The 14,323-nt window shown below is 71.6% G+C and carries 10 protein-coding genes; 5 read left to right on the plus strand and 5 right to left on the minus strand.

The genetic code is table 11. From position 1 onward, the window contains the following. Window positions 1–96 precede the first annotated feature (96 nt). Together FB465_RS13050 and FB465_RS13055 are read right to left on the minus strand one after the other, a co-directional pair. Complete coding sequence (locus FB465_RS13050) at window positions 97–1,041, minus strand: DNA-3-methyladenine glycosylase family protein (protein ID WP_145790479.1); 945 nt, start codon at window positions 1,039–1,041, stop codon at window positions 97–99. Window positions 1,042–1,121: 80 nt separating this feature from the next. After that, entirely contained in the window at window positions 1,122–2,234 is a 1,113-nt protein-coding gene (locus tag FB465_RS13055) for a peptidoglycan recognition protein family protein (RefSeq protein ID WP_145790481.1), read from the minus strand. 103 nt (window positions 2,235–2,337) lie between these two features. On the opposite strand from FB465_RS13055, the gene FB465_RS13060 reads away from it, so the two are divergent. From FB465_RS13060 to FB465_RS13075, 4 genes are all read left to right on the plus strand, one after another. Beyond that, the gene (locus FB465_RS13060; protein ID WP_145790483.1) at window positions 2,338–3,129 is read left to right on the plus strand and encodes a TIGR03089 family protein; all 792 of its coding nucleotides are present in this window, start codon (window positions 2,338–2,340) and stop codon (window positions 3,127–3,129) included. Window positions 3,130–3,166: 37 nt separating this feature from the next. Beyond that, window positions 3,167–4,471, plus strand: a complete 1,305-nt coding sequence (locus FB465_RS13065; RefSeq protein ID WP_145790485.1) for an LCP family protein — start codon at window positions 3,167–3,169, stop codon at window positions 4,469–4,471. A gap of 174 nt (window positions 4,472–4,645) precedes the next feature. Next, the gene (locus FB465_RS13070) at window positions 4,646–6,292 is read left to right on the plus strand and encodes an LCP family protein (protein WP_145790487.1); all 1,647 of its coding nucleotides are present in this window, start codon (window positions 4,646–4,648) and stop codon (window positions 6,290–6,292) included. Window positions 6,293–6,433: 141 nt separating this feature from the next. Then, window positions 6,434–8,092, plus strand: coding sequence for an LCP family protein (locus FB465_RS13075; protein ID WP_145790489.1), 1,659 nt, complete (start codon window positions 6,434–6,436; stop codon window positions 8,090–8,092). A 161-nt stretch (window positions 8,093–8,253) separates the two neighbouring features. Here the strand turns inward: FB465_RS13075 and FB465_RS13080 are convergent, their stop codons facing one another. Further along, a complete protein-coding gene (locus tag FB465_RS13080) occupies window positions 8,254–8,877 on the minus strand; it encodes an acyltransferase (RefSeq protein ID WP_145790491.1) in 624 nt (207 codons plus the stop codon). 46 nt (window positions 8,878–8,923) lie between these two features. Continuing rightward, window positions 8,924–9,964 (minus strand): glycosyltransferase family 2 protein, encoded by a 1,041-nt coding sequence (locus tag FB465_RS13085; RefSeq protein ID WP_145790493.1) that lies wholly within the window; start codon window positions 9,962–9,964, stop codon window positions 8,924–8,926. Between the two features lie 207 nt (window positions 9,965–10,171). Between FB465_RS13085 and FB465_RS13090 the strand changes: the two genes are divergently transcribed. Further along, window positions 10,172–11,686, plus strand: a complete 1,515-nt coding sequence (locus FB465_RS13090) for an LCP family protein (RefSeq protein WP_145790495.1) — start codon at window positions 10,172–10,174, stop codon at window positions 11,684–11,686. A gap of 57 nt (window positions 11,687–11,743) precedes the next feature. Here FB465_RS13090 and FB465_RS13095 read toward each other — a convergent pair whose 3' ends face one another. Then, the gene (locus tag FB465_RS13095; RefSeq protein WP_145790497.1) at window positions 11,744–14,317 is read right to left on the minus strand and encodes an ABC transporter permease; all 2,574 of its coding nucleotides are present in this window, start codon (window positions 14,315–14,317) and stop codon (window positions 11,744–11,746) included. Window positions 14,318–14,323 lie beyond the last annotated feature (6 nt).

Raw genomic sequence — 14,323 nt, forward strand, 5'->3', positions numbered from 1 at the left:
CCGGACGGCGGTGCGGTTCTGGTTACCGATCCGTTTGCGCTCACGAACAATCAATTCCGCTCACCGGATGAGGGATGGTGCGGTTCTCACACGTCGTCAGCGATGACGGTGGTCGTTCGGGGCCAGGCGGGGGCCGTAGCGCGGGGCGCGGGCGCCGGTGAGGGCGATCAGGCGGCACACGCGATGACGATGGCCTGCGTACGGGGCGAGGAGGGCGAGCATCTGGTCGTCGTCGCTGCGCGGGCGGCCGGCCAGGCCCCAGCCGACCAGGTTGGGCAGGTGGTAGTCGCCGACCGACACCGCGTCGGGGTCACCGTTGCTGCGCTGCAGGGTCTCGGCCGCCGTCCAGACACCGATCCCGGGCACGGTGGTCAGCCGGGCGTACGCCTCCTCGTGCGGCAGTGCGGAGGCCTCCTCCAGCCGGGGTGCGAGGCGGGCGGCCCGGACGATGGTCGCCGAGCGTTTCGGGTCCACCCCTGCGCGGTGCCACTCCCAACTCGGGATGAGCGCCCACTCCCGGGCGGACGGCGCCACCCGCATGCCCTCGGCCGGCCCCGGCGCCGGCGTGCCGAAGTCGCGCAGCAGGGTGCGCCAGGCGCGGTACGCCTCGTCGGTGGTGACCTTCTGCTCCAGAATCGCGGGCAGCAGGGACTCCAGCACCAGGCCGGTCCGGCACAGCCGTACTCCGCCGTGGGCGCGCTGGGCCTCTCGCAGCGGGCCCGGGGGCAGCACCAGGCCTGACGGGTCGTCATCCGCCCCGAGCAGGGCGGGCACCCGGTCCAGCAGCCACTGCGCACCCGGCCCCCAGGCCTGCGCCTCGATCTCGCCCGAACCGGAGCCCAAGCCCGAACCGGAATCCGAGCCCGGGCGCGCGAGGACGCGCAGGGTGCCGGGCCCGGCGGGCGTCCGCGAGGCCCGCCAGATCGCGCCGTCGCCGCTGGTCCGGTACGAGGGATCGGCCGGGCCACGCCGCAGCGGGAGCAGAGTGCGGGGCAGGTCGAGCGGGAAGTCCGGCCGCCACCGCCGCACGATGCCTGGCATCCGCTCTCACCGCCTCCGTCCGCTGCGCCCCCGGTTCAGGAGTGGCGCATCTGAACGATACGCGGCACGGCGGCCGCCGGTCAGCGGCCCTGGAGCCGGGCCGCCAGGGAGCGGATGTCGCCGAGGCGGTCGAAGAGGCGCGCGCCGGGGCACTGGGTGTTGAAGGCGTCGCGGTGGCCCGAGATCGCGCCGAAGTTCGCCTGTGTCCCCTTCTTGTAGCGGCTGCCGTCGGAAGCGGAGACCAGGGTCGTGGTGCCGGTCGCGTCACGTCCGGTCAGGCCGAGCTTCCAGGCGGCGATCTTGGCGATGCCTTCCACCTGGGCCTGCGGGACGGCCGTGGAGACATAGGTGCCGATCGCGGCGACGCCCGCCGAGTCGGTGTTGAACCCCAGGGTGTGGGCGCCCAGGACGGGTTCGGCGACTCCGCCCGCCCTGCCCTCGTAGATGGTGCCGCACTTGTCGACGAGGAAGTTGTAGCCGATGTCCCGCCAGCCGCTGCTCTTCACGTGGTACCGGTAGATCGACCTGATGATCTTGGGAGCGTCGGCGCAGTCGTAGTCGTTCGTGGTGTCGGTGTGGTGGACGAACACCACACGGACCGCGCCGGTGTAGATGAAGTCCCGAGCGCGCAGGGACTCGTCGGCCCCCCAGCCCGAGCGGGTGACCACGCCGGGGCGCGGAGCCCTGTCCCCGGCCGGCAGCGAACGGGCGGCCGGTCCCTCGCCGGGGTCCACCAGTTCGGCGCGCAGCCCGGCAGGCAACGGCCGCCCGGAGGAGGCCACCCGGACGGCGACACCGTCGCTCGCTCCGACCCACAGCGGGGCCGTGGCGCCCCGGCCCGCGCGCTCGGGCGCAGCCACGTCCGATGGCGCGTCCGGGCGGTCGTCCCTCTCCGCGCCGAGCTCGCGCCACTCGCTCCACCGACCGGTGGCCGAGCTGCGGGTCCGTACCTCCACCGTGCCGGACAGGTCCGCCAGGGGGTCGTCCCAGCTCACGCCCACCAGGGCGAACGGGGTGGTGGCACGCGGCGCGAGATCGCGCTGGAGTGCCGGGCCACGCTGGGTCGCAGCCAACGGCAGGGTGGTGACACCCCCCGTCTGCGACCGGGTGGCCGCGGTACCGGCGGCGACAGGCTGGAGGAGAAGGACGAGGGCTGAACCCGCCCCCAGGGCGGCGAGATGGGAGAAGCGCATAAATAGGATATTGCGGGCAAATCGTTTCTGACGCCACGCCAGCTACCGAGGTGCCGCCTCCCCTCCCGGGGGCCGGTCCGAAGGTCGTAGGCTGGACCGCACCATGACTGCGCCATTCGCTGCCGACGCCCGCACCCCCGCTGAGCTGCTGCACGCATACCTGCGCGCCGGGGCTCCCGATGCGGATCCCTCACGTCCCCTGATCACGTTCTACGACGACGCGACCGGCGAGAGAGTCGAACTCTCCGCCAAGACCTTCGACAACTGGGTCGCCAAGACCGCCAATCTGCTGCAGGACGAGCTCAACGCCGGCCCCGACGACCGGGCCGCCCTCCTCCTCCCCGCGCACTGGCAGAGCGCCGTCTGGCTACTGGCCTGCTGGTCGGTGGGCGTGACGGCGGTACCGGGCGGCGATCCGGCCGAGGCCGATCTCGTGATCAGCGGCCCGGACGGCCTCGAGGCCGCTCAGGCCTGCTCCGGCGAACGGGTGGCCCTCGCACTGCGCCCGCTGGGCGGCCGCTTCCCGCAGCGCCCGGAGGGCTTCCTGGACTACGCGGCCGAGGTGCCCGGCCAGGGCGACCGCTTCGCGCCCTACTCCCCCGTCGACCCGCAGTCCCCGGCACTGGAGACCACGGTGGACGGGCTGCCGCTCAAGCTGACGGGCGAGCAGACCGTCCAGCTGGCCCGCGAGGGCGCGCTGCGACTCGGGCTCGACACCGGCAGCCGCGTGCTGAGCACGCTCTCGTACGACGACTGGACCGGTCTGGAGGCCGGGCTGCTGGCCCCGCTGGCGGCCGGCGCCTCGGTGGTGCTCTGCCGGAACTCCGGCGAGCTGACGGCCGATCAGTGGGAGAAGCGGATCGACTCCGAACGGGTGACTCTGCGCCTCGGCTGACCAGGCCCGGGCGTCCGGACGGGTAGGAATCCCCGTCATGGCCGAGGACGACGACGACAGCGCGCGCCCCCCGACCTCCCGAGGCGGGGGGCGCCGCCGCTTCCTGCTGGTGACGGCGGGCGTCCTGGCCTTCTTCCTGCTCACCGGGGGTGTGCTGGCCTGGGTCGCGTACCGCAAGCTGGACGGCAACCTCGAGACCGACACCACGACGGGCGCCCTGCTGCAGCACGACGAGTCGGACCGGCCGGGCCGGACCCCCGGCACGCAGAACGCCGAGAACATCCTGCTGATCGGCAGCGACGACCGCAGCGGCGCCAACGGCGCGTACGGCTATGCGAGCGGCCGGCGTTCGGACACCACGATCCTGCTCCACCTGGCGGGCGACCGACGGCACGCCACGGCGGTGAGCATCCCGCGCGACGCGATGGTCAACGTGCCGCCCTGCCAACTGCCGGACGGCACCCGCTCGCAGGCCCGGTTCGTCCAGTTCAACTGGGCCTTCGAGCTGGCCGGCCCGGCCTGCACCATCCGCACCGTGGAGAAGCTCAGCGGGATCCGGGTCGACCACCACCTGATCCTGGACTTCACCGGCTTCAAGAGGATGGTGGACGCGGTGGACGGTGTGGAGGTCTGCGTGCCCCAGGCGATCCACGACAAGGACGCCCGGCTCGACCTGCCCGCCGGGCGGCAGAACCTGACCGGCGAGCAGGCACTCGGGTACGTCCGGGTCCGCGAGACGCTCGGGAACGGCAGCGACACCGATCGGATGGGGCGTCAGCAGCAGTTCCTGGCCTCGCTGATCCGCAAGGTGCAGTCGCAAGGGGTGCTGCTCAACCCCGCCAGGCTGTGGCCGCTGCTGAACGCCGCGACCTCCTCGATCACGGCCGACGCAGGCCTGAGCAGCCTCGGCGCCCTGTACGACCTGGCCCAGGACCTGCGCTCGATGCCGTCCGAGAACGTGGCCTTCCTCACCACGCCGCGCCGCCCGTACCCGGGGAACTGGGACCGCGACCAGCTGGTCCAACCGCAGACCGACCAGCTCTTCGCCGCACTGCGCGCGGACCGGACGGTGACGGTCCAGCCGTACGGGACCGCTTCAGCCTCTGCCTCCGCCGCTGCCTCCGCCTCCACGTCGCCGAGCCGCCCTCCCGGCGGCGCGGTGGAAGCGGGCGCGAGCGCCACACGGGCGGCGGACGACGCGACGGACGCCCCCGATGCCTCGACCGCGAGCCCCTCTCCGTCGCCCTCGCTCTCACCGTCGCCCGCCGGCAGCGGGATCCCCGCGGCAGGGCCGACCCTGGAGGGCCGCACCGCGAACCAGGACGTCTGCACCATGCACTGAGAGCGGAGCGGGACCATGCACTGAGAGCGGAGCGGGACCGCCTGCCCCCTCGTACGATGCGCGCATTCCGTGAAGACGGGGCGCTGGATTTGCCCGGCTTTGCCATGGACTGTCACCGTGGCTCCGGTCACAACATTGCCGGAGCATCACGGAAGCTCGTCTAGGGTGTCCGGGGTGAACAGCGGACATCGGCACAGGAGCAGCGTCTCGAACGAGACCCCGCAGGAGGTCGACCCGGCCGACCAGTGGGTGCTCGACCCCGCGACCGGGGAGTTCCGACTGGACCTGGACCCGGAGCAGCGGCCTGCGGTGCCCCGCCCCAGGGCGGCCGAACCCGCACCGGCGCCGTCCGGGGGACGCGCCGCCCGCCGCCGCAGCGTGCGGACCAAGGGCGGAGGCCGTCGGCGGGCCCTCAAGTGGACCGCCGGCTCGGCCGCCGTGCTGCTGGTCGCCACCTGCGGCGGTGCGTACTACGTCTACCAGCACTTCAGCGGGAACATCTCCTCCGTCGACGTGAACGTCGGCGATGACGCGAACCGACCGCAGGCCGTGGCCGGCGCGATGAACATCCTGGTGATCGGTACCGACAGCCGGGCCGGCCTCGGCCGCGAGTACGGCGACGAGGGCAGCGTCGGGCACGCCGACACCACCCTCCTGTTCCACATCGCCAAGGACCGCAGCAACGCGACGGTGATGAGCATCCCGCGTGACCTGATGGTGCCGATCCCGGAGTGCACGACCGGCACCAAGAAGATCCCCGGCCAGGCCCGGGCGATGTTCAACACCAGCCTCGGCCAGGACGGCCGCGACCCCGGCTGCACCTGGCTCACCGTCGAGGCCATGACGAAGGTTCACATCGACCACTTCATGATGGTCAACTTCGAGGCGGTGAAGACCCTTTCGGCGGCGGTCGGGGGCGTGGAGGTCTGCGCGGCCCACGAAATCCACGACCCCGACTCCCATCTGAACATGAGCAAGGGCAAGCACCTGGTGCAGGGCGACGAGGCACTGGCCTTCGTCCGGACGCGCCACGCGGTGGGCTTCGGCGGCGACCTGACCCGCATCCCGCTGCAGCAGCAGTTCATCAGCTCGATGATCCGCAAGATGAAGAGCAGCGACACCCTGACCAGCCCGACCAAGCTCTGGAAGCTGGCCGATGCGGCCACCAAGGCGCTCACGGTGGACTCCAAGATCAAGAGCCCTGACAAGCTCAAGGACCTGGCGCTGGACCTGAGCAAGGTCAACACCAAGAACATCACCTTCACCACCGTGCCGGTGCTGGACGATCCCAAGGACAAGGACCGGCTGATCCTCAAGCCGACCGACGCGGCCCAGCTGTTCGCGATGATCGCCGGCGACAAGTCGCTGACCGCGGTGGCGACTCCGTCCGACGCCCCGACGGCGGCGGCGCCGACGCCCACGCCGACGCCCTCCCCCAGCGCCCCGCAGATAGAGCCGAAGGACGTCCGCGTGACCGTCCGCAACGGCACCGGGAGCAGCGGGCAGGCAGCCAAGGCCACCACCGCGCTGCAGGGCAAGGGCTTCACCCGGGCCACTCCCGGCCGCGATGCCGAACAGGCGGCCACCAGCTCGATCTCGTACCCGGCCGGCCACGCCGACCAGGCGGCCGCGCTCGCGGCGGCGCTCGGCCTCCCGGCGAGTGCCGCGCAGGAGAGCTCCCAGCTCGGGTCGAAGGACTCGTTGGTGGTGGTGCTCGGCAAGGACTTCACGGGCTCCGGAACCCCGTCGGCCGTACCGACCGAGCCGCCGAAGGATCTCCAGCGGGTCCAGGCGGACGACACCGATCTGTGCGCCAAGTAACCGAATGGTCGACAGGGCGTCAAACTTCCTTTCCATAACCGTTCTGGTTACGTAACAAATTCTGGTTCAGGCCGTGATCTCAGGTAGGTTCCCGAACAGGTGGCCGACGGGGGCCCGATCACGAGAGGCGGGGGACCAGCCATGACCGATGTCGAGCCGATACCCGGCAGCATGACCGCGACCGGTGCCGAACCGATACCCGGCGGCCGCGCCGCAGCCCGGCAGGAGGCCCGGCGCGGCGGCGGCCGCCGTAAGCGCAAGACCGGCTGGCGCCGCTGGGTGGCACCGATCGCCATCACCCTCGGGCTCACCATGGTGGCCGGTTGCGGTGCGGCATACCTGTACTACCAACACCTGAACGGCAACATCCAGTCCGGTTCGAAGAACCTGAGCGACGCCAAGGGTGCCCGTACCGAGCCCAACGCGGCGGGCCAGACCCCGCTGAACATCCTGATGATCGGCACCGACAGCCGCGGCTCGGCCGCCAACATCGCCCTCGGCGGGGCCGCGGACGACGCCAACCGGCCGGGGCTGGCAGATGTTCAGATGCTGCTGCACGTCTCGGCGGACCGCAGCAACGCCTCCATGATCAGCATCCCGCGTGACACCCTGGTCGACATCCCGGCCTGCCGCAGCGAGGACGGCAAGCAGACCTTCCCGGCCGGCCACAACGTCATGATCAACGAGGCCCTCACCCACGGCGGCCCCGGCTGCGTCGTCGGCACCTGGATCAAGCTGACCGGCCTGGAGATCGACCACTACATGATGGTCGACTTCGCCGGCGTGGTGAACATGGCCGACGCGGTCGGCGGGGTCCCGGTCTGCGTCAACATGAACATGTACGACCGGTACCAGCCGGGGCACGGCGGCACCAACCTCAAGCTGCCCAAGGGCACCACGTACGTGAAGGGCGAGGACGCCCTCAAGTGGCTGCGGATGCGCGACGCCTGGGGCTCGGACCTCGGACGCACCCAGGCCCAGCACATGTACCTCAGCGCGATGATCCGTCAGCTGAAGAGCAACGGCTCGCTCTCCGACCCCGGAAAGCTGATGACGCTGGCCGAGGCCGCGACCAAGTCCCTCAGCGTGGACAAGCCGATCGCCGACATCAAGAAGCTCTACGACCTCGGCGGCGACCTGCGCAAGGTGCCCACCGAGCGGACCACCACGCTCACCGTCCCGGTGCTGACCGCCCCCAAGGACGAGAACCGACTGGTCCTCAAGCAGCCCGACACCGACCAGATCTGGAAGATGCTGCTGGCCGACACCCCGCTGGACGGCAAGGGCGCCAAGCCCGCGGCCGGCGCCTCGGCCTCCGCGTCCGCCGCCGCCACCCCGTCGGGCGGCGCCACGACGGCAGCCGCGCCGATCCGGGAGCTGGCCAAGGACGCGATCGCCATCACCGTCCAGAACGGCTCCGGCGCCGAGAAGCGGGCGACCGAGGTCGCGGACGCGCTGGTCACCGCCGGCTTCACCCAGGCCAAGGCCATCGCCGGTGGCGGCACCCGCGACACCACCCAGCTGACGTACGGCAGCGGCCAGCTCGTCCAGGCGCAGGCGGTGGCCGCCGCGCTGAAGCTGCCGAGCAGTGCGCTCAAGCAGTCCGGCACCGGCAAGACGCTGACCCTGGTGATCGGCGCCGACTGGACCAGCGGCACCACCTTCACCGGTGCGGGCACCGCCTCGGACGGTGCCTCGAGCGCGCCGACCGGGCTGCCCAAGTCCGCCGAGGCCGACACCGCGGACAACGAGCACAGCTGCATGACGGTCAACCCGCAGGGCCGGATATACACCTACTGAGTCCCAGGCAGGCGAGCAACCACAACAGGGGCGCGTGGGGGCACCTCCCGGCCGAAGGCTGGGGGAGAACTGCGCGAAACCGGAAGGGCGCAGGTCGTTGCCTTCCGAACTCGCGCAGTTCCCCACGCCCCTGGGATGCCCAGAACTGATCGGTTGCCTGCCTACCGAGCCGGGGACAGGAGGCCGTCGGACTCGACGTACTCCTCACCCGTGCGCGGGCAGCGCCAGCACCCGCCACCGGCGTCCTCCAGGGGCTCGCCGGCCCGGCCGACCCACTTGATCCGCCGGGCGGGGACGCCGGCCACCAGCGCGAAGTCGGGGACGTCCCGGTGGACCACCGCTCCGGCCGCGACCAGCGCCCAGCGGCCCACCGTCACCCCCGCCACCAGCACCGCCCGGCCGCCGATCGAGCAGCCCTGACGGAGCGTCACCCCCTGGGCGTGCCAGTCCTCGCCACGCTTGAGCTTGCCGTCCACATCGACCGAGCGCGGGTAGAGGTCGTTGGTCAGCACGGCCGCCGGGCCGATGAAGACCCCGTCCTCGACCACCGCCGGCTCGTACACCAGCGCGTGGTTCTGCACCTTCACTCGGTCGCCGATGCGCACGCCCGGCCCGACGTACGCGCCGCGCCCGATGATGCACTCGGCGCCGACCTCTGCGCCCTCGCGCACCTGGGCGAGGTGCCAGACCGTGCTGCCGCGGCCGATCACGGCCCGTTCGTCCACATCGGCGCTCGGCTCGATCCGGACGCCGGACCGCACTGATGCCCCCTCAGGAATCCCCATGGCGCCGAAGATAGCGGCGGAGGCCCCGGGTGCGGTGCCTTACGGGCTAGTTGGTCTCCGCCGCCTGGGTCATCGGTGCCGGAGCGGTGCTGTTGATCACCCGGCGAGCAAGCGAGCGCGGCGAGGTCAGGAAGCCGAATCCCCAGCTCAGGTGCATGGTGGCGAGTACCAGCGGCAGCTGGACGCGGGCCTTGGCCGACAGCGAGCGGCCCTCGACCACCGAACCGCCGAGGATGCCGAGCAGGTAGCCACCGGGCAGCACGAGGAAGGCAGGGTGCACCACGGCGCCCAGCACCAGACCGGCCAGGACGCCGAGCAGCGCGGCCGGCGGGGCCAGGTAGCGCAGGTTGACCGAGCCGCGGTGGTAGCGGGTGACGACCCGGCGCCAGCGGCCGTAGTCCTTGTACTGCTTCGCAAGCGCCCGCACGCTGGGCCGGGGCCGGTAGGTCACCTTGAGCTGCGGGGTGAACCAGATCAGGCCGCCGTCCTGGCGGATGCGGTAGTTCAGCTCCCAGTCCTGGGCGCGGATGAACTCCTCGTTGTAGCCGCCCTGCTTCTCCAGCACCTCGCGGCGGAACACGCCGAGGTACACCGTCTCCGCCGGGCCGGCCAGACCGCCGGTGTGGAAGGCCGCGTTGCCGACGCCGATCTTGGAGGTCATCGCGGCCGCGACCGCGTGCTCCCACTCGGTCTCGCCCTCGGCGTGCATGATGCCGCCGACGTTGGCCGCCTCCATCTCGCTGAGCAGCCGGACGGCCGTCGTGATGTAGCCGGGGGTGAGCAGGCCGTGGCCGTCGACCCGTACCACTATCGGGTGACTGGAGCCGCGGATCGCCGCGTTCAGGCCTGCCGGGGTGCGGCCGGTCGGATTGGGCACCGTACGGACCCGGGGGTCCTCGGCGACCAGCTCGGCGGCGATCTCGTCGGTCCGGTCGGTGGAGGGGCCGAGCGCGATCACCACCTCCAGACCGCCCGCGTACTCCTGTTCCAGGATGTGCCGGACGGCGGTGCGAAGGTGACGTTCCTCGTTGAGCACCGGCATGATCACGGAGACCGCCGGCAGCTCCTCAGCAGCCTTGGTGTTCATCGGGGCCAACCGTACCGGCGGCCGCCGCCCGTTGTCAGGTTCGGGTCCCGGCGGCAGCCGCTGAGCGTCCCCGCCGCAGCCGCTGCGGGTGCCTGCCGCAAGCGCTGCGGGCCGGTGCCGCAGCCCTGGAGGAACGATTCGGCGACCCGGCGCCCACCACGGCGCGCCCTCGCCCGGCCGCCCTGTGGCGCGCTTACCATCCGAGAGATGCCCTCCTCCGCCAAGCGCCCAGTCGCTCCAGGACCTCGCCGCCGCTGGGGTCTGTGGCTGGCCGGCGCCGTCTCGCTGTCGATCCTTGCCACCTCGTGCGGCGGCTGGGTGGTGCTCAACGGCGTCGGCGACTCGATCGACCGGGTCGACGCCTTCGGCGACGGGCGCGACCGCCCGGCCGACGACGGGGTGACCACCTTCCTGGTGGTCGGGACGGACGACCGCGAGGGCATCCCGGAGGACACCCTCAAGAACGTGCTGCACGCGGGCGGCGAGTCCTGCCACTGCACCGACACCATGATGATCATCCAGCTCGCCAAGGACGGCGGCCGGGCGAGCGTGGTCAGCATCCCGCGCGACTCCTATGTGACCATCCCGGCCCACCAGGACCCGGCCACCCGCAGGCAGGTCCCGGCCGCCAAGGGCAAGATCAACGCGGCCTACGGGATGGGCGGCGCCCCGCTGACCGTCCGCACCGTGGAGCAGAACACCGGCCTGCGGATCGACCACTACCTCCAGGTCAACTTCCTCAGCTTCGTCTCCACCGTGGACGCCCTGGGCGGCGTCGAGGTCTGCACCAGCAGGCCGCTCAAGGACGACTACTCGGGCCTCGATCTGCCGGCCGGCACCACCAAGCTCGACGGCGCCGGTGCGCTCAGGTACGTCCGGGCCCGGCATGTGGACGCCAGCTCGGACCTCGGCCGGATGCACCGCCAGCAGAAGTTCCTCGCCCAGCTGCTGCACCAGGCGACCGGCAGCGGCACCCTGCTCAACCCCGCCAGGCTCAGCAAGGTCCTCGACAGCGTGCTGAAGTCGGTCAAGGCCGACAAGGAGCTGTCCACCGACGACCTGGTCACGCTGGCCACCCGGATGAAGGACCTCTCGGCAGCCAACGCCGACTTCGCCACCGTCCCCATCTCCGACGTCGACTACCAGGTCAGCGGATGGGGCTCCACCGTGCGCTGGGACGAGCGCGGCGCCAAGGCGCTCTTCGACGCCGTACGGGCGGGCCGCCCGCTCACCGGCCACCCGCCGGGCACAGCCGGCCCGGCCGGCGCGTCCGCCTCGGCGTCGGGGTCTGCGGCGCCGACCGGCTCCGTACCGCCGGGGCAGATCCATGTGCAGGTGCTCAACGGTGCCGGCACGGTCGGTCTGGGGGCCAGGGTGGACGGTGACCTGCGCAAGGCCGGGTTCGCCACCACCGGTACGCCGTCCAACGCGGGGGGAAGCAGCACCGCCCGTACGGTCATCCGCTACGACCCTCGCTGGGACGAGTCGGTCAAGACCCTGGCGGCCGCGCTGCCGGGCGCGGAGGTGGTCCAGCTGCCGGGACTGGGCGCGACCATGCAGGTGATCGCCGGCAGCGACTACCTCGGGGTGACGGCGGTCCAGGCCACGAGCCCGGCGCCTTCGGCCACTGCCCCCACTGCCCCCTCGGCCTCCGCCTCGGTCTCCGCCACCCCCGCCCCCGCTGTCACGGCCGCCACGGGCGAGGAGATCAGCTGCCCGTGACAGCACGGAGGGGGCCGGGCGCACTGTGCGCCCGGCCCCCTCCGTGGTGCTGCTGGGTCAGTCCGTCGCGATGGCGGCGAGGACGTTCATCCGGCCGGCCCGGAAGGCCGGGAGGAGGGCCGCCAGCAGTCCGATGACCACCGAGGCCACCAGGGTGGTGATGATCGTCCCGGTCGGGATGGACAGGGTGTCCAGGCCCTGGCTCGCCAGCACCCGCTGCCCGGTCACGCCCCAGGCCAGGCCCAGGCCGGTGCCGAGGATGGCGCCGAAGAGAGCGATGACCACGGACTCGAGCCGGATCATGCGCCGCAGCTGACGGCGCGACAGGCCGATCGCCCGCAGCAGCCCGATCTCCCGGGTGCGCTCGACCACCGACAGCGCCAGGGTGTTGACCACACCGAGCACCGCGACCACGATCGCCAGGCCGAGCAGGCCGTAGATCATGTAGAGCAGGGTGTTGACCTGGCTCTGCACGAGGTCCTTGTAACCGGCCTGGTCCTTCACCGTCAGCTGCGGGTACTCCTTGAGGGAGTCCTGCAGCGAGGTGAGGGTCTTGGCGACGTCCGCACCGGGCGAGGCCTTGCCGAACACCGCCGCGTCGAGCGGCAGGTCCGCCGCCGGGACGGCCTTGGAGACCGTGTCGATCCCGGTGAAGTAGTTGCCGTCGAAGAGCGAGTTCCCCTTGGTGGTGATCACGCCGATCGGGAGGGACTGCTGGTGACCCCGCCCGTAGTCGACGGCGATCTTGTCGCCGACCGAGAGGTTGTGGTCCTTGGCGAAGTCCTGGCCGACCGAGATCGAGCCCTGGTTGACCGACTCGGCCTTGCCCGCCGTGACGGGCAGCCGGAAGTCGTCCACGAAGGTCGGCGACACGGCCGTGACCCCGGCCTCGGTGGTCTTGCCGTCCGGCGTGGTGAGGACGGCCGGGACGAACTTCTGCTCGGTGACGTGGGCCAGGCCCGGGGTGGACTTCGCGGCGTTCACCATCTCCTGGGTGAGGCCGGTACGGCCTCCGGCGACGATGTAGTCCGCGCCGACCGACTTGTCGATCTGGGCGTTGGTCGAGCCGATCGTGGACGAGGTGAAGACCGAGGCCCCGATCACCAGCGCCAGGCCGATCATCAGCGCGGCCGCGGTGGCTCCAGTACGGCGCGGGTTCCGCATGGCGTTGCGCTGGGCGAGCCTGCCGGACGGGCCGAACAGCGCCGGGAGCAGCGCACCGAGCACCCGGACCACGGTGGTGGCCAGCAGCGGGCCGACGACCACGAAGCCGACCAGGGTGAGCAGCACGCCCAGGCCCAGCAGCTGCCCGCCGGTGCCGGCCTTCGCCGCGTTGGCCGCGGCGACCAGCAGAGCCGCCCCGCCGCCCGTCAGCACGATCCCGATCGCGGCGCGGATGCGGTTGGCCTTGGCCTCGCTGGGCGTGCCGTGGTCGCGCAGGGCGGCCATCGGCGAGATCCGGCTGGCCCGGCGGGCCGGGATCCAGGCGGCCAGGACGGTGATCACGACGCCGACCGAGTACGCGGCGATCGGGACGTTCGCCCCGATCTGCAGCTCGGTGGCGGAGAGGTTCATCCCGACGGCCTTCATCAGCTGGATCAGCCCCATGGCGAGACCGAGCCCGGCGCCGAGGCCGAGGGTGGATCCGAGCACGCCGAGGATCAGGGCCTCGACCAGCACCGACCGGTTGACCTGCCGGCGGCTGCCGCCGATGGCGCGCAGCAGCCCGATCTCGCGGGTGCGCTGGGCGACCAGCATGGAGAAGGTGTTGATGATCAGGAAGCCGCCGACCAGCAACGAGATGCCGGCGAAGCCGAGCATGGCGTACTTCATGAAGTTGAGGAAGGAGCCGACGTCCTTGTTGCCCTCGGCCTTCTGCTCCTCGGCGGTCTTCACCTGGTACCCGCTGCCGAGCGTGCTCAGGGCCTGCGCCTTGAGCTCGTCGTTGCTCCTGGTGCCGTCGCCGTAGACCTCGACGGAGGTGTAGGCGGTCTCCCCGATCAGGTCCTTCTGCGCGGTGGCGGTGTCCACGAAGGCGAGCGCCGCGCCGGGGTTGGTGGTCTTGAAGGTGGCGATACCGGCGATGGTGAAGTCGTACCTGCCGCCGGGGGTGATCACCCGCAGGCCGCTGCCGAGGCCGAGGCCCGACTTCTTCGCGGTGTCGGCGTCCAGCACGATCTGGTCGGGGCCCTGCGGGACGTGGCCCGAGGTGATCTCCAGCGAGTTGCGCGGGGTCTCCACCCAGTTCCCGGTGATGACCGGGGCGCCGGTGGTCGGCCCGACCTGCTTGTTGGTGGCCGGGTTGACCAGGACGGCGTTCTGGACGAAGACCTCGCCCACCGCCGTCTTCACGCCGGGCTGGGTGGCCATCTTCTGGGCCGTGGCGACCGGGATGGTGGCGGCCTTGCCCTGCTGGCGGTTGTCGTCGTCACCGCCGATCTTGGGCTTCTCCTGCTGGACGGAGATGTCGGAGGCGGTGGAGGCGAAGAGCTTGTCGAAGGTGCTGGTGGCGGTGTTCGAGAACACCAGAGTGCCGGAGACGAAGGCGACTGACAGCACAACCGCTATCAGCGAGAGCGCCATCCGCCCCTTGTGGGCGAAGAAGCTCCGTAGTGAGGTCTTGAGCAGCATCGGTTT

The organism is Kitasatospora atroaurantiaca (assembly GCF_007828955.1).
Taxonomy (GTDB): Bacteria; Actinomycetota; Actinomycetes; order Streptomycetales; family Streptomycetaceae; genus Kitasatospora; species Kitasatospora atroaurantiaca.